17 protein-coding genes are annotated in these 20168 nt (G+C 52.9%); 8 read left to right on the forward strand and 9 right to left on the reverse strand.

Annotated features, from left to right (window positions below):
• Positions 1-8 precede the first annotated feature (8 nt).
• Positions 9-1190 (forward strand): D-galactarate dehydratase, encoded by a 1182-nt coding sequence (locus GN241_01640; GenBank protein XAT56178.1) that lies wholly within the window; start codon positions 9-11, stop codon positions 1188-1190.
• A gap of 206 nt (positions 1191-1396) precedes the next feature.
• Here the strand turns inward: GN241_01640 and GN241_01645 are convergent, their stop codons facing one another.
• From GN241_01645 to GN241_01655, 3 genes are all read right to left on the reverse strand, one after another.
• The gene (locus GN241_01645; protein XAT59139.1) at positions 1397-2158 is read right to left on the reverse strand and encodes a tyrosine-type recombinase/integrase; all 762 of its coding nucleotides are present in this window, start codon (positions 2156-2158) and stop codon (positions 1397-1399) included.
• Between the two features lie 780 nt (positions 2159-2938).
• Positions 2939-4174 (reverse strand): hydantoinase/carbamoylase family amidase, encoded by a 1236-nt coding sequence (locus GN241_01650; GenBank protein XAT56179.1) that lies wholly within the window; start codon positions 4172-4174, stop codon positions 2939-2941.
• Positions 4167-4832 (reverse strand): DUF1028 domain-containing protein, encoded by a 666-nt coding sequence (locus GN241_01655; protein XAT56180.1) that lies wholly within the window; start codon positions 4830-4832, stop codon positions 4167-4169. Before GN241_01655 ends, GN241_01650 begins: the two co-directional genes overlap by 8 nt.
• 101 nt (positions 4833-4933) lie before the next feature.
• Here GN241_01655 and GN241_01660 point away from each other — a divergent pair, with 101 nt between their 5' ends.
• From GN241_01660 to GN241_01680, 5 genes are read left to right on the forward strand one after another with little or no spacing between them, the layout of a single operon-like run.
• Complete coding sequence (locus GN241_01660) at positions 4934-6511, forward strand: ABC transporter substrate-binding protein (GenBank protein XAT56181.1); 1578 nt, start codon at positions 4934-4936, stop codon at positions 6509-6511.
• A 59-nt stretch (positions 6512-6570) separates the two neighbouring features.
• Positions 6571-7518, forward strand: coding sequence for an ABC transporter permease subunit (locus GN241_01665; protein ID XAT56182.1), 948 nt, complete (start codon positions 6571-6573; stop codon positions 7516-7518).
• The gene (locus GN241_01670) at positions 7515-9380 is read left to right on the forward strand and encodes an ABC transporter permease subunit (GenBank protein XAT56183.1); all 1866 of its coding nucleotides are present in this window, start codon (positions 7515-7517) and stop codon (positions 9378-9380) included. Before GN241_01665 ends, GN241_01670 begins: the two co-directional genes overlap by 4 nt.
• The gene (locus GN241_01675) at positions 9377-10336 is read left to right on the forward strand and encodes an ATP-binding cassette domain-containing protein (GenBank protein ID XAT59140.1); all 960 of its coding nucleotides are present in this window, start codon (positions 9377-9379) and stop codon (positions 10334-10336) included. Before GN241_01670 ends, GN241_01675 begins: the two co-directional genes overlap by 4 nt.
• Complete coding sequence (locus GN241_01680) at positions 10305-11069, forward strand: FCD domain-containing protein (GenBank protein ID XAT56184.1); 765 nt, start codon at positions 10305-10307, stop codon at positions 11067-11069. The genes GN241_01675 and GN241_01680 overlap by 32 nt, the downstream gene beginning before the upstream one ends.
• 94 nt (positions 11070-11163) lie before the next feature.
• Here the strand turns inward: GN241_01680 and GN241_01685 are convergent, their stop codons facing one another.
• On the reverse strand, positions 11164-11307 hold the full coding sequence (locus GN241_01685; protein ID XAT56185.1) for a hypothetical protein: 144 nt from the start codon (positions 11305-11307) through the stop codon (positions 11164-11166).
• 193 nt (positions 11308-11500) lie between these two features.
• Here GN241_01685 and GN241_01690 point away from each other — a divergent pair.
• Together GN241_01690 and GN241_01695 are read left to right on the forward strand one after the other, a co-directional pair.
• Positions 11501-12627, forward strand: a protein-coding gene (locus tag GN241_01690) for an IS3 family transposase (GenBank protein ID XAT56186.1) whose coding sequence is annotated in 2 segments (ribosomal slippage) — positions 11501-11765 and positions 11765-12627 — 1128 coding nt in all. Because the reading frame shifts where the segments join, the coding sequence is not laid out codon by codon here.
• 52 nt (positions 12628-12679) lie between these two features.
• On the forward strand, positions 12680-13330 hold the full coding sequence (locus GN241_01695; protein XAT56187.1) for a LysE family transporter: 651 nt from the start codon (positions 12680-12682) through the stop codon (positions 13328-13330).
• A 211-nt stretch (positions 13331-13541) separates the two neighbouring features.
• Here the strand turns inward: GN241_01695 and GN241_01700 are convergent, their stop codons facing one another.
• The 5 genes from GN241_01700 to GN241_01720 all read right to left on the reverse strand — a co-directional run bounded on the left by GN241_01700 (position 13542) and on the right by GN241_01720 (position 20165).
• Positions 13542-14234: a metal-dependent hydrolase gene (locus tag GN241_01700; protein XAT56188.1), complete on the reverse strand. Its 693-nt coding sequence runs from the start codon at positions 14232-14234 to the stop codon at positions 13542-13544.
• A gap of 193 nt (positions 14235-14427) precedes the next feature.
• A complete protein-coding gene (locus GN241_01705) occupies positions 14428-15813 on the reverse strand; it encodes an FAD-dependent oxidoreductase (protein ID XAT59141.1) in 1386 nt (461 codons plus the stop codon).
• Between the two features lie 15 nt (positions 15814-15828).
• Positions 15829-16440 carry an isochorismatase family protein gene (locus GN241_01710; protein XAT56189.1) on the reverse strand — a complete coding sequence of 204 codons (612 nt, stop codon included), beginning with the start codon at positions 16438-16440 and terminating at the stop codon, positions 15829-15831.
• The gene (locus GN241_01715; GenBank protein XAT56190.1) at positions 16441-18495 is read right to left on the reverse strand and encodes a hydantoinase/oxoprolinase family protein; all 2055 of its coding nucleotides are present in this window, start codon (positions 18493-18495) and stop codon (positions 16441-16443) included.
• Positions 18492-20165 carry a hydantoinase B/oxoprolinase family protein gene (locus tag GN241_01720; GenBank protein ID XAT56191.1) on the reverse strand — a complete coding sequence of 558 codons (1674 nt, stop codon included), beginning with the start codon at positions 20163-20165 and terminating at the stop codon, positions 18492-18494. Before GN241_01720 ends, GN241_01715 begins: the two co-directional genes overlap by 4 nt.
• Positions 20166-20168: the final 3 nt, after the last annotated feature.

The raw sequence follows: 20168 nt of genomic DNA on the forward strand, positions 1-20168 counted from the left end.
GAGCCCCTATCATGAGCGAACTTTCAAACATCACCATCCAAGGGTATCGCCGCGAAAACGGGCGTGTTGGCGTGCGAAACCACGTGTTGATTTTGCCATTGGATGACATTTCAAACGCGGCGTGTGAAGCCGTTGCGAATAACATCAAAGGCACTTTGGCCATCCCACATGCCTATGGCCGGTTGCAATTTGGCGAAGATCTTGAATTACATTTCCGCACCATTATTGGCACGGGCGCCAATCCGAATGTGGCCGCTGTTGTGGTTATCGGGATTGAACCGGGTTGGACCAAGCGCGTTGTGGATGGCATTGCCGCAACTGGCAAACCGGTTCTCGGATTTTCAATTGAGCAAAATGGCGATTTGAAAACAATCATGGATGCCTCGCGCGCCGCGAAAGACATGGTGCATTTCGCTTCTGAATTGCAGCGTGAAGAATGCTCGATCGCGGATCTGTGGATTTCAACCAAATGCGGCGAATCTGACACCACCACTGGTTTGGGATCATGCCCAACCGTTGGGAATATGTACGATAAATTGTTGCCAGAAGGCATTTACGGGTGCTTTGGCGAAACGTCGGAAATCACCGGTGCCGAACATATTTGCCAAAAACGCGCCATCAATGAAGAGGTTGGCGAACGTTGGTATAAAATGTGGAAAGCCTATCAGGATGATGTGATTTTTGCGCATCAAACCGATGACCTTTCAGACAGCCAGCCGACCAAAGGCAATATTGAGGGCGGCTTAACCACCATCGAAGAAAAAGCGCTGGGCAATCTAGAGAAAATCGGCCGGACTTCAAAATTCATTGATATTTTGGAGCCCGCCGAAGCGCCAAAAGCTGGCAAGGGGCTTTATTTCATGGACAGTTCGTCAGCCGCGGCCGAATGTGTGACCTTGATGGCCGCCGGTGGCTATGTGTTGCATACATTCCCAACGGGTCAGGGTAATGTGATTGGGAATCCGATTGTTCCTGTGATCAAAATTACCGCCAACCCGCGTACAATTCGTACGATGAGCGAGCATGTGGATGTGGATGTATCGGGTATTTTGCGTCGCGATATGACGATTGATCAAGCGGGTGATGCGTTGATCGAAATGATCCGCCGCACCGCGAATGGGCGCAATACTGCAGCGGAAGCGCTTGGACATCGTGAATTCTCGATGACCAAATTGTATCGCAGCGCCTAATAAACTAGGATTTGGCCCGCCGTTGTGGCGGGCCAGATTTTTTCAACAGGATTTATCGTTCTTGGGTCTTAAAAAACTGATAACGGACAGATCAAAGTCAGAGAAGTCCAGACGGTTTCCATCACGGTGAATAGATGGCGTGATCATTGTTCGAGATCCAGACGGTAGCCCCATAGACATTTCAAACCAAATTTAACACGCTGCCATCAACAGAGTTTTCGAAGCCATTGTAACAAGGTGCGTTCCGGATACCCATTGCCATAGCTATTCCCAACGCCGTACGTCAGCCAGCCACCGATCTGATCAATAATCTCGCTGGGACATTCTACCGCCCTCAACCTATCACGCATTGAATGCCTGAAGCTGTGAATTGTATAACCTCGCCCAATCTTTAACTTTAGCCACTTGTTCAAGGCAGCACTTGCTGAGTTGGCATTGGTGCGTTGGCCATCATTGTAATTGGGGAAGGCAAAGCGACTATCTGTCGATTGGGCTAATATGCGCTCTGTGGCCCATTTAGACGAGCCAACAAGTGGAACCAGCCTTTTACTGCTTAAAGTTTTCAATGATCGCCAAGGATGCGGCCTGATGTTGACGCATAGAATACCATCCTGTTCCACGAAGTCTGACCTTAACAGCCCAGCGCCTTCACCCAAGCGTATGCCCGTGTCAGCTATCAGAGCAATAAGCCACCGCTTTTCATCATCAGCTTTATAACACTTCTGTTGAACCTTCTCGATGTCTTCAGGCTTTACCGGAATGCGTTTCTTAACCCCTTGACTTGGATCAAAATAGACATTCGAGAAAGGGTTGACGATTGATAGCCCAAACTCACTCAGGGCTAGGTTGATAACGGCTCTTACAGTACCAAACACCCTTGCTACAGATGCTCCATTCAGCCCTTTGGCGAATAGATAATCACGGAACTTCGTAGCATCAGACCGAACATATTCGTCGAGGTTTTTCATTCCACAGCAATCAATCAGATAGCCGCAACAGCGCCGTACAGCAGCCTCAAACGTTGGTGGACGATGATTGCCTTTTAATCGCAGATAAACAGCCACAGCTGCTTTCAACGAATGGGTATCTACAGAAGCCTCAGCTGCTGGCTCTTGAACGGCATCAGCGAGTAAATGCTTGCCTGGTAAATCTTCGGAGGAAATCCGCAGAATATGCCAATGCCTGTCTAACTTAGAGGCATCACTCATGGCCCTAACACGAGCATCCTTGATGGATTTGGTTCTTAAAGAATAAGCAATCCTACCCGTTCTGTAATGCCGCCGTAAATCTGCGGGTACTCGACGGGAGAAATACCAAACGCCGCTTTTTTTGGAATGTGCAACTATTAGATTTGGTTGCCAGCATGGTCTACGGCTCACTATCAAAGTCAAAATAGTGAGGTATTACAATGCGGTATATTAAAAAATGGTGCCCAGGAGAGGACGTCGTACTTTATATACTTCTATTTAATTACATATACTTATTTTTAAACTGAAATTATAAAGCGGTCCTAAAAGTGATCCTGATTTGCAATCGCAATTAGCGTTTCGATTTGTACCTTGCAACCCAAATCAGACATTCGCAGGGCCAATGCCTGAGGTCTGCTTTGTGGACAAAGCAGGCATCTATATTGCTCGCCTAGTGCCGGATCAGCTTGCTTAGTGGACATTCAGCGCCACGCAAATTTAACTGTATAGAAGGGCTGATTTCTCGAAGCTTCAAAGGGCGGGATCCGATTTTCAGATTATCTAGATATGGTCGGTAGTGGAGCCCAATGTCCTCAAGAAAAAGGCAAGAGCGGAAATGGCCAAACCCATATCATGCGCCGAAGTGAATTCTTCTGGTTTGTGGCTGACCCCGTCTTGGCACCTGACAAACAGCATCGCGATCGGGCAAAGGTCGGCCATGGCCGATGCGTCATGGGTCGCACCGGAAGACAGGTACAGGCCATTTGCATCCGCTTTCTGGATGGCTTCACACAGGTGGGCGGACAGCTTGTCATCGCATGGTTGAGCGATTTGAGCATAGGTCAAATTGGCCTCGATTGTCAGGTTTTTTTGCGCTGCCAGTTTTTCGGTGAACCGGCGCAGCGTTTTGCCCGCGTGGTGTCGGGTCTCGTCGCAAGGCGAACGGAATTCAGCAGTCATCCTGACGATTCGCGGCACTGCGTTGACCATGTTTGGCGCGACAGTGAACGATCCAACCGTGGCGCGTAGATCGGGGGTGGACTGGCCCAACCGGTCCACCTCGGCCACAATGGCAGCAGCCGAAACCAGTGCATCACGCCGCCCGGCCATTGGCAAAGTTCCCGCATGGCCGGTTTCTCCAGTGACCACGATTTGGTGACGCTCGATCCCGCAAATCGCACTTACCACCCCACAGGATTCGCCTTCACGCTCAAGCACAGGGCCTTGTTCAATATGCGTTTCGACAAATCCAATCACGTCGGCGGGACCGCGCGCCAATGCATCGATTCGGTCGGGATTCAGCCCGAAGGATTTCATCGCATTGCGAAGTGTTATGCCCTGGGTATCCTGCATCGACAAAACGGCCGGGTCGAAGGTTCCCGCCAGCGCCCGTGATCCGACCAACGCTGTCGGGAAACGAACGCCCTCTTCATCAGCAAAGGCAAGCAACTCGACAGAGAACGGCAAGCTCACAGCGTCCGAGCGTAGTTTTTCAAGCGCAAGTAAAGGTAGCACGACACCCATCATCCCATCATATGCGCCGCCTTCACGAACCGAATCCAGATGTGACCCCATCAATAGAGTTTTCGAGCCCGGCGGGCCTTCGTACCGACCCACCAGAGTTCCCGCGTCGTCTATGTCGACGGTCAGGCCAGCCGCTTCCATAAGCGAACGAAGGAAGTCGATTGCCGCGCGATGTTCAGGTGTAAACGGCAGTCGTGTCACGCCTGGCCCGGCCTCCGAACATGCCGCGAGATCTTCCAGCAGTGCCTCTGCCCGCGCGCCCCAGTTAGTCAAGGGTGCGCTCTCTGTCTGACAGAACTGGCACTTGCCTAGCCCAATCGTCATAGTCGCCCGATGTGGCTTTCTGGTAGAGTTGTTCCAGGGCGGTGACCGGATCGTTGGGATGGTAGTCGATCCGCAAAGTCAAGGGCGGGCGGTCTGGATGTAGCACCAACATCGCGGCAGATAAAAGGCCACGGAAATCGCTGCCCACACTCTGTGCTGCCGTGAGGGCCTCCAGCAAACGGCGCTCGAACGGATAATGCGAGGCGGCATAGGCCTCTGCCATGGTCCCCAGAACAGCGTCACTGCCCAGCATGTTGCCTGACGCGATACCGCCGGCGAAGGTGATGCTGCCTTTGATGTCCTGATTTTCCGAGCCTGTAAATGCGGCGGCATTGCCAAGAAGGTCCATCGCAGCAAGTTGCCGGTAAGCGCAGCCTCGGTCGTGGGACGTGACATGGTTCACCGAGTCTTTGGGGCTTGACCCATCGCGAAGGTGTTGCAGCACTTCTTCACCCCATAGGGTGGACGGTGCCGCGCCCTGGCTAGCGGACATACCTGCGTTTAGATCACCGCGAAGCACCCATCCGCCGACGCAGAGGCTACCGGTGGCTGCAGCGCCTCCTATGGCGCCTGTATCGGGATCACGTGCAAGAATTGAAAATGTCATATCTCACCTTAACTGGGTTTCTGTTATTTATCATGATAAATTGACGATTGCAATTTATCATGATAAATATAGGTGCAGAAACTTAACAGGGAGAACATGAAATGACACTATTATCCTGGACCCGCCGAGGCCTGATGGCCGCTGCCGGGGCTGCGCTCGTTGCGGGTGGCCTTGTTGCACCGGCAGCCGCGCAGACACCCTCGGGTGTTCTGATCGTCGGCCAGATCGCCGAACCGAAATCGCTCGATCCGGCGGCAGTAACCGCAGTCAATGATTTCCGCATTCTTGTGAATGTTTACGAGGGCTTGACCCGGTACAAATCCGGTACGCTGGAAGTCGAACCGTCTCTGGCCACCAGCTGGGTTATCAGCGCGGACGGCACCGAATATACGTTCACGCTGCGCAACGGCGTAACCTTCCACGATGGAACACCGTTCAACGCTGAGGCGGTGAAATTCAATTTTGACCGGATGCTGGACGAATCGCACCCATATCACGATACGGGCCCGTTCCCGCTGTCCTTCTTCTTCGGCGCGGTAGAATCGACGGATGTAGTCGATGACATGACGGTGAAATTTACCCTTAACGCGCCATATGCGCCCTTTCTGTCGAACCTAGCCTACCCGACTGGTCTGATGGTATCGCCCGCCGCAGTGGCAGCCCATGGCAAAGAGTTCGGGCGCAACCCTTCCGGCACAGGGCCGTTCAAATTTGCCGAGTGGCGCTCGAACGAAGCCGTGGTGGTTGAACGCAACGACGCTTATTGGGGTGAAGCGGCAGGCACGCAGGCCGTGGTCTTCCGCCCGATTACCGACGCCAATACCCGTGTGGCCGAAATGCTGGCCGGTGGCATCGACATGATGGTCGAAGTGCCGCCCACCTCGCTGGGTCAGTTTTCTGGGGACGGATTCATCGTTGGCGAGCAGGCTGGCCCGCATGTCTGGTTCCTGATACTGAACGCTAAGGAAGGCCCCTTTGCGGACAAGCGGGTGCGCCAGGCTGCCAACTACGCAATCAACAAAGAAGCTATCGTGAATGACGTACTGGAAGGCACCGCGACCGTGGCTGCAGGTCCGACCCCGCCGGCATTTGCCTGGGCTTACAACGAGGCGCTTGATCCCTATCCCTATGACCCGGCAAAAGCCAAGGCGCTGATCGCCGAGGCGGGTGTCGACGGCGCAACGCTGACCTTTTATGTGACCGAGGGTGGTTCGGGCATGCTTGATCCGGTGCCGATGGGCACTGCCATTCAGGCTGATCTTCAGGCCGTTGGTCTGAACGTGAAGATCAAAACCTACGAGTGGAATACTTTCTTGGGCGAGGTGAACCCGGGGCTCGAGGGCAAGGCAGACATGGCCGAAATGGCATGGATGACCAACGACCCAGACACGCTGCCCTACCTGGCGCTGCGCTCAGAAGCATGGCCCGACAAGGGCGGTTTCAACTCAGGTTACTACGCAAACCCGAAGGTTGACGAACTGCTTGAAGCGGCCCGCACTGCGACCGATCAGGACGAACGTGCCCGGCTCTATCGTGAGATGCAGGAGATCGTTCAGGAAGATGCCCCGTGGGTTTTTGTCGCAAACTGGAAGCAGAATGCGGTAACCAGCGACCGAGTAGAAAACTTTGGTCTTGAGCCGTCCTTTCTGTTGAACCTACAAGGTGTTGTGAAAAACTAAAATGAAGCTTTGGGGCCGGTCCTCGCCGGCCCTTGAGGCATTGTGAGCGGGACACACACATGGGCGGCTATATTCTCAAACGTCTGGTCTCTGCGATCCCAGTGCTCCTGGGGATTACCATCATCGTTTTTTTGATCATGTCGCTCATCCCCGGCGATCCGGCGACGGCGATCCTTGGCTCATACGCCACCCCTGAAAACGTAGAAAAGCTCAACCAGGACCTTGGCCTCGACAAGCCTATGGTGCAGCGCTACGGTATTTGGCTTGGTAATATGCTGACTGGTGATTTCGGGCGTTCCTACTCGCTTAACCGACCTGTGCTCGACGAAATTCTTGAGCGGTTCAATGCCACGCTGATACTTGCTGGAACGTCCTTTGTCCTGTGCTCCGTGCTAGGCATTCTGGCAGGTGTTATTTCCGCTGCGCGACAGTATGGTCTAGCTGACAAGGCGATCACTTTTGTGGTTCTCATTGGCATCTCTGTGCCGTCGTTTTTTCTTGGCATGATGATGATCCTTCTCTTCGCGGTGAAGCTGCGCTGGCTTCCTGTGTCGGGTATGTATGCGATCTATGGCGGTGGCGATCTGCCCGACCTGCTCGATCACCTGATCATGCCTGCTCTCGCGCTAGCGGCGGTGGCCACGGGGGTTATCGCCCGGCTCTCCCGCTCGGCCATGCTTGAAGTGCTGCGGCAGGATTATATTCGTACCGCCCGCGCTAAAGGCGTACCCGAGCGCCGCGTCATCATGGGCCATGCCTTGCGTGCTGCCATGGTGTCCATCATTCCCGTGCTTGGTATTCAGGCGGGCTTCGTGCTGTCGGGTGCAATATATATCGAGATCGTTTTCCAGTGGCCCGGTGTGGGCCGGATGCTGGTCGATGCGATCCTGAAGCGCGACTTGTTGCTTGTACAAGGCGGTGTGGTTTTTGTAGCGGCCTGCTACGTGCTCTTTAACATCGCGGTTGACGTGGCTCAAAGCCTGCTTGATCCGAGAATCAAGACATGAACCTTTTTCTAAAATTGTTGTTCCGAAATCGGTTAGCCACGATAGGTGCGGTGGTGCTGGCGGCGATCCTTATAATGGTGCTGTTGACGCCCATTCTGCCCCTGCACGATCCTGATGTGACCGCCACCGCCGACCGGTTCAAACGCCCCTTCACCGAGGGCCACCTGCTGGGCAAGGATCATCTGGGCCGTGACCTTCTTAGCCGACTGTTGCATGGCACCCGCCTGAGCCTCGCCGTCGGGATCGCCGCGGCCCTGATCGCCGCCACCATCGGCTCAGCTATCGGGATTATCGCAGGCTATTTCGGGGGACGGACCGATAATATAGTCATGCGCATCGTCGATATGCTGATGGCCTTTCCTTACATCCTGCTGGCGCTTGCCATTGTTGCCGCGCTTGGTCCCGGGTTGATGAACGCGCTCATCGCCGTTGCCGCCGTCAACGTGCCGTTTTTTGCCCGGAACATCCGTGGCATTACCGTGGGACTGACAGGGCGCGAGTTCATCGACGCGGCACGACTAACCGGGATGGGGCACACTCGGATCATCCTGACCGAGCTTCTGCCCAATGTTCTGCCGGTCATTGTAATCGCAATGTCCACTACAGTCGGCTGGATGATACTTGAAACGGCGGGCCTCAGCTTCCTCGGGCTGGGCTCGCAGCCGCCGCAGGCTGATCTAGGCTCGATGCTGGGTGAGGCGCGTTCGGCCATGATCTCGCACCCGCACACGTCAATCGTGCCGGGGATCATGATTTTCCTGATCGTAATGTCCATCAACCTGCTGGGCGATGGGGTGCGCGACGCACTGGACCCACGCCTGCGCGCTGGCGCGCTCAGCCGTCCCCTCGCCACGACACTGATCCAGCGTCAGGGGGATATACCCGCTGCGACGGACGATCTGCTTGCCATTCAAGAGCTTCAGACTCAATTCCATGTCGGCAATCGCATCTACCGCGCCGTCGGCGGCGTATCGCTGGCAGTCAAACCTGGTGAATGCCTGGGCGTGATCGGCGAAAGTGGCTCGGGTAAATCTGTCACTGCACTCAGCGTCATGGGCCTCGTCGCCTCGCCCCCCGGTGTGATCACCGGCGGTGCGGTGCGCTTTCAGGGCGAGGACTTGATCGGCGCGCCCTATGAGACGCTGCGCCAGAAGCGTGGAGATAGGGTGGCCTATATCTTCCAGGACCCGCTGAGTACGCTGCATCCGCTCTACCGGATCGGGCAACAATTGGCCGAGGCGATCCAGTCGCATCACAAAGTGTCGAAAGCCCAAGCCCGGCTGCGTGCCATCCAGCTCTTGAAAGACGTGCGTATCCCCAATTCCGAGGCGTGGGTGGACTACTACCCGCACGAATTGTCGGGTGGGATGAGACAGCGCGTAGGGATTGCCATGGCGCTGGCCAACGAACCAGATGTAATCATCGCGGATGAACCAACCACAGCACTTGATGTCACCGTACAGGCTCAGATCCTTTCGCTCTTGGATGACCTTCGCCTTGACAGGGGACTGGCGATCATTTTCATCACCCACGACTTCGGCGTAGTAGGCCAGATTTGTGATCGCGTGGCCGTGATGTATGCGGGCCAGATCGTCGAGGAGGGTCCGACGCAGGTGGTGCTTGACGCACCTGCCCATCCCTACACAAAACGGCTGATCGCTTGCGTACCCGAATTGGGCGGCGGACGGCGTGAACTGACCGCTATTCCGGGCCTGCCTCCCGTCGTTGACGACTTGCCAGAGGGCTGCGCCTTTGCGCCTCGCTGTGAGAAGGCGCTAAAGAGCTGCCGCGCTGGCGATGTTATGTTGCAGGGCACTGAGCTGCGCTTCGTACGTTGTCTCTACCCGGAGGAGGCCCTCTGATGCCCGCGCTCAAAGTCAATAACCTCGCCAAGACCTTTCCGTTGAAAAAGCCACTTTTCGGCCCGGCCCCGCCCGGGGTGCGCGCGGTGCGGCCCATGAGTTTTGAGGTGGTTACAGGCGAAACCCTTGGCGTTGTGGGCGAGTCCGGCTGCGGCAAGTCCACTCTGGCGCGGATGCTGGTGGGGCTGCTGGACCCTTCAGAGGGCACGATCGAAATTGAAGGCCAAGCGCTCTATACTTCCGACTCGGCAGAGTTCGGCAAGCTGATCCAATACGTGTTTCAGGATCCGCAAAGCTCGCTCAATCCGCGCAAAACGATCCGTCAGGTGATGGAGGCCCCGTTGAAATGTCTGCATGGTATGACTAAACCAGACCGTGACCGGCGCATCAGTGAGATTTTCGCGAGCGTCAATCTGCGCGAAGATTTTCTCGACCGATATCCGCACGAGTTTTCCGGCGGGCAGGCGCAACGTATCGGCATCGCTCGCGCACTCGCGGCAAATCCAAGGATCATCATCCTGGACGAGCCAGTCTCAGCGCTGGATGTCTCAGTGCAGGCTCAGGTGCTAAACCTGCTGGCTAACCTGAAGGCGCAGTTCGGGCTAACCTATCTTTTTATAACCCATGATCTGGCGGTGGTTGAGGCGGTCAGCGACCGGATCATCGTTCTTTATTTCGGGGCGGTGGTAGAAATAGGTCGCGCTGAAAGCATCTTTGCAAATCCCCGCCACCCTTATACAAGGCTCCTTGCGGAGAGTGCGCCGGTGGTTGGAAAACCACCCACCGCGCTAGAGCAGAAAGGATCGGAACTGCCCGATCCGCTCAATCCGCCGCCGGGCTGTGCCTTTGTGGGTCGTTGCCCCCGCGCGACCGAAATTTGCCGCACAAATGTGCCGGAGCTGAAAGAAATGGGAGAAGACCAACTTGCCGCCTGTCACCATCCGCTCCAAAGCTGAACCCAAGCCCAGCCGCCCTGTACATGTCGCCGAGGCGATCAAGGATTGGGTCGTGGAGCAGGGGATGCAAGCTGGTGATCGTCTGCCCGGCGAGGTTGAGCTGATTGAACGCTTTGGCATGGCCAAAGGCACGATCCGCGAGGCGATGCGCATTCTCGAGGCGCAAGGACTGATCAAAACCCGCACCGGTCCCGGTGGTGGCAGCTTCGTGCACGAGGTCAGTCGACAGCGCGCCAAGGCTCTCTTGGGAAATTATTTCTACTTCAAGGATCTGACCATCGGTGACATCTACCAGCTGCGCCTGACGCTAGAACCTGAATTGGCCGCATCCCTTGCCGGAAAGCTTTCCGAAGGCATCCTTGAGTCGCTTGAGAGGAACACGGCCGAATACTCCGCGCCCGCTGTAACACTTGATGAGGAACGTGATCAGCACGTCGCATCGCTGCGTTTCCACGCCATTCTTGCCGAACAGTCGCAAAACCCGCTGCTCGGTTTTATTATCGACTTCATGGTAAACCTGCTGACTGAATTGACGGTCTATCGCCGCCTCTATTCTCCGCCCAACATTGAGCTTTGGAAACAGGGCCGCGATCACCAGCAGCAACTAATCGCGGCCTTGCGTGGTGGCGATGCCGACAAGGCCAGAGCCATCATGTTCGACCACATGCAGACGGCCTGGAAGCTCATGCGCCAGCAAGAGGTCGAGATGGAGAGCCGGTTCATTTCAGAATAGTTGCTACTGACATACAGCGATTGTTCCTTTCGCCACAATTCGCAGCGCGTTCACACCAGCCAGACATATTCGCTTGAGATTTGTTCACGGTCATTCAACGACGTCGCAGCATTTTGAAGTTTGGGCTAATTGTGTTGAAAAACTCTTGCGAACGCAACAGGTGGTTTTGGGGAACGTGATCTTCCAGCGAAAACTCATAAAACAGTGCTGCCTGCGCCTCCTGCCTTGGTCCCAACATCGCAAATCCCCCTGTCCAATACACAGATTGAATCAGCGATTGACCATTCGATCAAGCAAGAGTTTTTCAACACAATTGGCTCAGAGCAGAAGTGTCAAATTTGTGCTGCATGTGCTTACAGCGAAGTGGAATAGCCCCCTGCAAGTGGTCCACCAACTGGGATAGTTTTGTTCCACAAATTGGAGGATCAGCGATGGCTGGGAAACGAGAGAAGGCCGAAGAGATAGTATCGAAGCTTCGGCAAGTTGAAGTTCTGCAAGGGCAAGGGATGACGATAGCGGATGCGGTGCGCCAGATCGGCGTGACACAACAGACGTTCTATCGATGGCAGAAACTGTATGCCGGGATGGGTTGGTCTCAGCTCAAGCGTCTGAAGGAGCTTGAGAAGGAGAACCAACGGCTGCGGCGGGCGGTGTCCGATCTGACATTGGACAAGCTCATATTGAGCGAAGCTGCGAGGGGAAACTTCTGAGCCCTTCGCGTCGTCGCAAGTGCATCGATCATGTACGGCAGGAGCTGGACGTGTCTGAGCGTCGTGCCTGCCGCGCCTTGGGGCAGCACCGTTCGACACAAAGAAAGGTTCCGCAAGGCCGGGCTGATGAAGAGCGGCTGACCGATGATATCATTGAACTGGCCGACAAATATGGCCGCTATGGTTATCGCATGGTGACGGGTTTGCTGAACAACGCTGGCTGGCATGTGAACCACAAGCGGGTCGAGCGCATCTGGCGACGTGAAGGGCTGAAGGTCCCACAAAAGCAGAGAAAGAAGGGGCGGCTTTGGCTGAACGATGGAGCGTGCGTGCGCCTCAAGCCTGAACGTGCGAACCATGTCTGGTCCTATGACTTCGTCCAGGATCGCACTGCTGACGGGCGGCCCTATCGGACACTGAACATCATCGATGAATACACAAAGGAGGCGCTGATGATCCGCGTCGATCGCAAACTCAACTCAACCGATGTGCTGGATGCATTGACAGACCTGTTCATCCTGCGCGGCCCTCCAGAATACATAAGATCCGACAATGGGCCGGAATTTATCGCCCTGAAAGTGCGGGACTGGATCGCTGCCGTTGGCGCCAAGACGGCTTACATCGAACCTGGATCACCCTGGGAAAATGGATACTGTGAAAGCTTCAACGCCCGGTTCCGCGACGAGCTGCTTAATGGCGAACTGTTCTACAGCTTAAAGGAGGCCCAAATCCTGATCAAGAAATGGCGCATTCACTACAACACAGTCAGGCCGCACAGTTCATTGGGCTATCGTCCGCCTGCACCGGAAAGCATCGTTCGGATGGAGCAAAGGCCAATAATGCAATAACATTCAAACCGGATCACCAAATGGGGGCACGCCAATGGTAAGGAGATTGTAAGTGTTTGATACACTAATTCCATTTATTGGCGCAGTTCTTTTATTGCTTATTTTGCCTGGTCCCGACATGGCAGTTCTTATTGCCAATGGTTTGAGATATAGCGCCCGCGGGGCTTTTTTTACATCTGTTGGGGTAAGTATTGGCGGGATGGTTTGGGCAATATTTGTGGCGCTTTTAGTGGCATCTTCTGCTCTGCACCCAAAGATTCTGACGGGCATACAGCTTTGTGGAGCCGCTTATTTGCTATGGTTGGCTTACACAGTAATTGTCGCGCCGTATTCTGATATTGAGGTCGAGACACAACCAGCCAAGGGAAATTTAATTTTAAACGGGATTGTAACAAATTTGGCTAACCCTAAAGCCGCTGTATTCTTTAGCGCATTTATTCCTCAGTTCATTCCCACCGCCGCTATTCAGCCCTCACTGTGGGCATTGGGGCTTGGAACGCTTTTGTGCTCATTTGGTTTGTTTGTGAATACAGCAATTGGATTTATCGGCACTAGCTTTTCATTCTTAAATGATCGGGGACCGCTCAACAGAGCATGGTCCCAATGGATTCTTTCCGGTGTGTTTTTATCTGTAAGTGTTGTGTTTTTGTACAATAATCTTGTGAGTGGTGGTGTACTTATAACCTTCCTACAGCAGAAATAAAAAACCGATCTGATCGCAACTGATAAAATTAAATTTCCAGAAGTAATACGGTAATCCCACCATTGGTCAGCGGGTGGCGTGCCGACGCCACGGCTGATATCAATTCTTCGTATAAGGACTCGAACGACAGACCGAGCGTGTCACGTGTGATAATCCGCCCCTCAATAATGTCGAGGTTGCCAGATCGAAGAGCCCCCGCGCTGCGGGGACATTAAATATGAATAGGAACCAATAGCTCGGGCTCAATCACCCGCGCATTTGGAACCGCCTTAATCAAATTATCCGCAGATTGCTCAAGGAGTGGGAACGTTTTGTAATGGCAGGGAATAATAGTTTCAAAATCAAAAAATTTTGCAGCTGCATAGCCTGCGCGCTTCATATCCATAGTGAAATGCCCCCCCGCCGATAAGATTCCGATATCAGGGGCGTGAAGATCATTAAATATCTGCATATCGGCCATCACATCCGTATCACCAGAAATATAAATCGTGTGCCCTTCGCCAGAGATCATAAATCCACATTCGCTTCCAATACAACGAGGCCCATCTTGCCCAGAAATTGTTGAACTGTGCACCGCATGCACCATCGTTACAGCAACATCTCCCAACATCACGGTGCCACCCTTATTAAACCCGAGACCTTCGATTGCTTCGGTTTTCACCCAATGACTGATCAGATCAACTTGCCCGACAATGGGTATATTTTTATCCCTCGCGATCGGCAGCGTATCGCAGATATGATCGAAATGTGCATGCGTTAGCAAAATATGAGTAGCGCCCTGAATCGCCTCTGCGTGCTTTTCTTCCGGCAAAATGGGGTTGCCAGTGAGCCACGGATCAATCAATAAGACCTGCTGCGCGATCTCTATTTTAAAAGACGCATGGCCCAACCAAATAATTTTCATTTTTGCGCCCCTTGAATAAAAATTTAAGATGTAAAGCTGACTGGTTTTGATTTTTTTTGCAATTGTTTTTAAGAGCGAAACTCGACGCTAAAATTTGAAAAGGATAGATAATATTCAAATGTGTACTCTCTTCGAGATCCGCGAATACACATATGCTAATCGGAGACCCGTTCCGATGGTAACAGGTAAGTTTTTAAACGCGGCCTCCTGCAAAGCGCCCTGCGATCTCACCAAGGCTCAACGCGGTTAACAACCCATTACCCGACAAATAGCCGGAAACATCCGGGCCTGACACACCACAAGCGGCTCCGCCGCAGGCAAAGATATTTTCAAACGCTGCGCCATTTGGCTTTTGAATCTGAGCGCGCGCATTCACCTTCAACCCGCCTTGCGTATGAAAAAGTGCCCCGGTCACTTTAACCGCGTAATAGGGCGGCTTAAGCATTTTTTCGGGTTTAAACCTACGCCCGAAGGGATCAAGAATTTCTTGTGAAGCATAATCTTGGCATTCCCTCAATGTATGCTTCAGCGCCGCGCGATCTATTACCAGCATTTCTGCAAGTGCATCGCAGCTCTCGGCGCGCAGAACCGCGCCATTTTCTTCAGCCTTCACAAAATCATCAAAGCCCCGCCCCAAGTCCAAAAGCCGCTGGTCAAAAATGTTAAATGCGACTTGATCAGGTTGTCCAATTACCGATACCGCTTGCTCCGAATAGCCTTGATGTTCATTTGAAAAGCGCAGGCCATTCTTGTTGATTTGAATTCCACCTTCCATCATCAAAGCCCATGTCACCAAAATGCCATGCGGATGCGCAACCGAGCCATGGCCCTGATACCCTGACAGATGCGCAAGCTCAGCCCCCAAAGCTGCGCCCCAAATGATCGCTTCCCCCTGATTTCCAGGATGACCAAAATACAATGCATCTTTCATTTCAGGAATATGCTTTGCAATCAAATCAGGATTGCCACCATACCCGTTACAGGCCAAAATCACAGATGACGCCGCGATATGTTCAACATCCTTATTGGGCCGTTGGCATAAAGCGCCCAACGCCATATCATTTTGATTCACAATAAGATCGGTGATGAGCGCATCGGTTACCACAAAAATACCTTTAGCAGCCACGGCAGCTTCAAGCCGGTTTATAAGACCAATACCAGTGGTTTCAGGCACTGCATGCATCCTGTGATTGCTATGCCCCGGATAAAGAAAGTTATCCAATACATGGAATGGAACATTATAGCTTTCAGAGAGCCAATCAATCGTTTTAGAAATTTGCTGAACGATTTGTTGCACATAAATTGGATCCGCGCTGTCACGGTTTTTGTGCAAAATATCAGCACAGAAAACATCTTCGCTGTCATCGATCTGTTGCGCCTGTTGCGCGCGGGTCCCAGCTGCGGGAATCAGCCCAGATGACAGCGCGGTTGAACCGGACAGGCGCGTTTCACGCTCGGCGATCAGAACCGTCGCGCCCGCCTCATGCGCGGCAAGAGCCGCCGTCAGACCGGCGGCGCCGCCGCCAACGATAAGGCAATCAACATCTATATCAGATGGAAACTCGTTTCTTCTGATAATGCCGGGCACTGGTTTTCATCCTGCAAATAAATTTATGGCATCCCGTATAGAGATCACATCCCCAACCGTGGCTAGTGATGCAATCGAGATATCATGGGTTTCGGCACTAAAGGCGGCACAACCATCCTCTAATATAATGGTTTGGAAATCACGCACATGCGCCTCTCGCACCGTTGATGCGACGCCGCCATTGGTAACAATTCCACAGACCATTAAGGTTGTGATCCCAGCGCGATTAAGCGCAAACTCCAAGCGCGATTGATAAAACGCCGAATAGGCTACTTTTTCGATCGTAATATCCGCAGGCTGAAGCTCATCGACCAAACTATGCCCCCAACCACCGGGCTTGAAATCACCCTGCGTGAGAAACGGCCTTAATTTTTTCAGATGTGTCGAGATAAAAGGCGCGCCTTTTTTTCCGGGCACCAAAGTAAACTGCGTGGAAACGATCCAGCCGTCAGCGCTTCGTACAACATCGAGCAAAGGGGCAATCTTTTTGGGCAAGGCTGCAATCGCCGAATTAGAGGTTCCAGAGCGCCCATAGGCCCCTTCAGGGTGCAAAAAATCGTTCTGTAGATCGACGATAAGCACTGCCGTTTGCGAGGGAATAAATTTATGTTGAGACATTTAATCCTCTTCTGATTTCATAATAATGTTACCAAAATCATCAACCTCTGCGCTCAGACCAGGGTCGACGTAAATTGTGGCATCTGGCTGCACCAACAGCGCGGGGCCTAAAATTTTGCTGCCCTGAGGCAATAAAAGACGGTCGTAAATACCCGCGTCATGCCAGGCACCATTTGCAAATATCTTTTGATCTGCCAAATAACAGGCTGCAACGCTTTCAGCACGTTGTCCTCGTGCGAGCATTTTAATGTCAATCTGCGGACGCTTCCCGATCACCGACAGGCGCAGGTTTAAAATTCGAATTGGGATTTCATCTAACAATCGGCCATAGGTTTTGAGATAGGTTGCCTCAAATGCGTCTCGAATAAGATCCGGGCTTAAAGGTTTATCGCTGGGGACCGGCACCGCAACAGCGTGGGTTTGACCCATATAGAGCATATCCAATTCGATCACGGTTTCTGTCGCCACCAACTTCGCTTTTGATTTTTTGATGATCGAATGTCCCATCTGCGTCATCGCCTGGATCAGCCCGTTTACCTCCTTGCAATTAAGGGCGTCTAGCATCGTATTTAACGTGCGCACTTCATCATGGCGAAGGTCAGACATCACGCAACCCAAGGCCGAGTTTACGCCCGGGTAGCGGGGAATAACCGCCGCTGCCAAACCAATATCTTGCATAAGGGCCCCTGCGTGAAGCGCTCCACCGCCCCCGAAAGGCATCGCAGCAAATATTTTGGGATCATGACCGCGCTCAATCGAAATAAGCCGTATCGCACCCGCCATTTTGGAATTGGCCACTTTAATAAGCGCTTCTGCGGTCTCTTCGACATCCATTCCCAATGGGTCAGCAATATGCGTTTTTATTGCGGCCACTGCGGCGTCGCGATCTAATGCCTCGAGCTTGTTGCCGATCGGTTTTCGCGCATCAATGCGGCCCAAAACCAAATTTGCATCTGTAACGGTCGGGCGTTCATTTCCCAAGCCATAGCACGCCGGGCCTGGATCAGAGCCCGCGCTATCGGTTCCTATTTCAAGCAGGCCAGTTTCGTCGATATGCGCGATTGAGCCGCCCCCTGCCCCAATCGTTGACATTTCAATCATCGGGGTTCGTATAACCATTCCAAAATCAATACTGGCTTGTGATGTCAGCATGTTTTGGCCATCGGCCACCAGCGATACATCAAATGACGTACCCCCCATATCACAGGTAATCACATTTTCAAATCCAGCAGCCTTGGCAATTTGCCGCGCCGCCACAACGCCTGCAGCAGGGCCCGACAGCGCCGTGCGCACAGGAAACGCTTTGGCTGTATCAACCGACATAATTCCGCCATTAGACTGAACGATTAATATTTCAGAGCCAGCCTCATCCTCTGCAATGCGGGTTTCCAAACGCGCCAAGTAATTGGCAACAACCGGCTGCAGATAGGCGTTCAAACTCGCCGTAGAGCAGCGTTCAAATTCGCGAATTTCAGGAAGGATTTCTGTCGCGACACTCACATAATCATTAGGCCAAACCTGCCGCAATATCCTTGCAGCTTTGATTTCATTATCCCTATTTGCATAGCCATTGATAAAAAACAGACACACAGATTCACAACCTTGAGCAATCAACTCCTGCGCCGCCGCTTTAATTGAAGCTTCATCCACATCTTTCACAACCGTACCATTTGCCAAGGTACGTTCGGACACTTCCAGACGGCATTTGCGTTCAATGACCGGTGTAAATTGCCCCCAAAGCCCCCAGGTTGAAGGGCGATCGCGCCGCCGCATTTCTAGAACGTCGCGAAACCCTTCGGTGGTTATGATGCCTGCCTTTGCCCCCTTGCGCTCTAACAAAGCGTTGGTTGCAACCGTGGTTCCGTGAATGATCGTGGATACAGAACTGAGATCATGATCGGTTGCCGCCAGTATGCCGCTTAGAAATCCATTGGACTGATCGCCCTTGGTAGAGGGAACCTTTTCAACTCTGACCGCGCCAGTCGCCTCATCAAGCGCCAATGTGTCAGTGAATGTACCGCCAACATCGACGCCAATAACGATTGATTTACTCATGATTTTTTTCCAGAAACGTAACCTTGCGCAAGATCATTGCGTATCAGCTCTTCAGGGCGCTCTTGCGCGTTACCATAGCCACCTCCGCCCGGAGTTTCCAAACGAACTCGTTGACCTTTGCGCAGTTTCACGCCTGTGATTTTTGAGGCCAAAGGCGGCGTTTTATCGGGAAAAGCAGTCTCTTCATCAGCGCTTTGGTAAGTAAATTTATTCATCGCCCCAGCGCCTCCGCCAACGACTCCAGGAGGCGGGAATTTACCGCGCTCGCCAAATAAGAACACCGTGGCACTGTCTTCCAGCAACTCAATTTCATAGATGGCCCCTAACCCGCCACGATGCTTCCCAACGCCGCCCGAATCCGGACGGAGCGCCCATTGCGTGAAGGCCACCGGATAGGCCGCTTCAAGGATTTCCAATGGCGGGATCGTTGCGGTTGAAATGGGCGCATTACCATGGTTCAAGCCATCTCCTTCTGGGTGCCCACCATGGCCACCGCCAAAAAACGAAAACATCACCCAACGCGCGCCGTTTGAGCGATGCCCTGCCATAGATAAGGCATTTATGGTTCCATAGGCGCAGCCATTCACCCGCTCGGGCGCAATATGCTCGAAAGCACAAAACAAGACATCAATGAGGCGGAGGATGGTTTCTGTGTAGCCACCGACAGGCTTTGGCGCTTTCACGCTTAAAAAGCTATCTTCGGGTATGATAAACTCAACGGGCTGTAAAACACCCGCGTTCGCCGGCACATCGGTGAAGATGTGTTTCAATGCTACATAGGTTGCTGCAATCGTTGTTGATCGGGAAATATTCACTGGCCCTGCACAGGCTTGGCTCGAACGGCTGAAATCCACCTTGAGGCGGTCGCCTTCAATGCTCAGATCGACCGCCAGTTTAAGCGCCACATCATTCACGCCATCATTGTCAAGAAAGTCTTCGACAGAGATCGTACCATTTGGCAAAGCCTGCAAATGGTCCCGCATCATACGATCTGCACGCGATTTAAGGAGGCTCAGCGCGATTTGTATATCGGTTTCGCCATATTGATCAAGCAGGTCGTCTAACCGTTGATGGCCTAAATCGAGCGCATTGATTTGGCCGTTAAGATCCCCATAAAGGGAATTTGGCAAGCGCGAATTGGCGGAAAGAATATCCACAATATCCTTGTTTAAAACTCCGGCTGAAAAAAGTTTTACTGGAGGAATCAACATGCCTTCTTGAAAAGACTCAGTGGCTTCCGGGTTATAATTTCCAGGGACATTGCCACCCACATCATGCCAATGGCCAACCGAAGCTAGATAACAAAAGACGGTTCCATTTCGATAGATCGGCTTGACCAGTCGAAAATCAGACAGATGCGTCCCCCCCTCATAAGGGTCGTTGAAGATGAAAACATCTCCGTCGCTTAAATTGCCATCGCGCGCAACTTTTTCAATCACCGCCTTGACCGCGAAAGCCATCACCCCAACAAAAATCGGCAGCCCAGACTTGCCTTGTACCAAGGTTTCACCGGTGATCGCATCGTAGATGCCATGGCTGGCATCATGTGCTTCAGCGATAATCGGGTTAAACGCAGATCGAAACAAAGTGGCATCCATCTCATCGGCGATTTGTTCAAGCCTACCCTTCAAAATCGCAAGGGTGACCGGGTCTAAACTAATATCCGTCATAAT

This window comes from Rhodobacteraceae bacterium IMCC1335 (genome assembly GCA_039640495.1).
Taxonomy (GTDB): domain Bacteria; phylum Pseudomonadota; class Alphaproteobacteria; order Rhodobacterales; family Rhodobacteraceae; genus Thalassovivens.

What these genes read in the sequence shown, in the direction of transcription:
- GN241_01720 (XAT56191.1), bottom strand. Translation starts at nt 20,165, where the DNA reads ATGACGGATATTAGTTTAGACCCGGTCACCCTTGCGATTTTGAAGGGT.
- GN241_01665 (XAT56182.1), top strand. Translation starts at nt 6,571, where the DNA reads ATGGGCGGCTATATTCTCAAACGTCTGGTCTCTGCGATCCCAGTGCTC.
- GN241_01660 (XAT56181.1), top strand. Translation starts at nt 4,934, where the DNA reads ATGACACTATTATCCTGGACCCGCCGAGGCCTGATGGCCGCTGCCGGG.
- GN241_01700 (XAT56188.1), bottom strand. Translation starts at nt 14,234, where the DNA reads ATGAAAATTATTTGGTTGGGCCATGCGTCTTTTAAAATAGAGATCGCG.
- GN241_01710 (XAT56189.1), bottom strand. Translation starts at nt 16,440, where the DNA reads ATGTCTCAACATAAATTTATTCCCTCGCAAACGGCAGTGCTTATCGTC.
- GN241_01645 (XAT59139.1), bottom strand. Translation starts at nt 2,158, where the DNA reads ATGAAAAACCTCGACGAATATGTTCGGTCTGATGCTACGAAGTTCCGT.
- GN241_01655 (XAT56180.1), bottom strand. Translation starts at nt 4,832, where the DNA reads ATGACATTTTCAATTCTTGCACGTGATCCCGATACAGGCGCCATAGGA.
- GN241_01670 (XAT56183.1), top strand. Translation starts at nt 7,515, where the DNA reads ATGAACCTTTTTCTAAAATTGTTGTTCCGAAATCGGTTAGCCACGATA.
- GN241_01685 (XAT56185.1), bottom strand. Translation starts at nt 11,307, where the DNA reads ATGTTGGGACCAAGGCAGGAGGCGCAGGCAGCACTGTTTTATGAGTTT.
- GN241_01715 (XAT56190.1), bottom strand. Translation starts at nt 18,495, where the DNA reads ATGAGTAAATCAATCGTTATTGGCGTCGATGTTGGCGGTACATTCACT.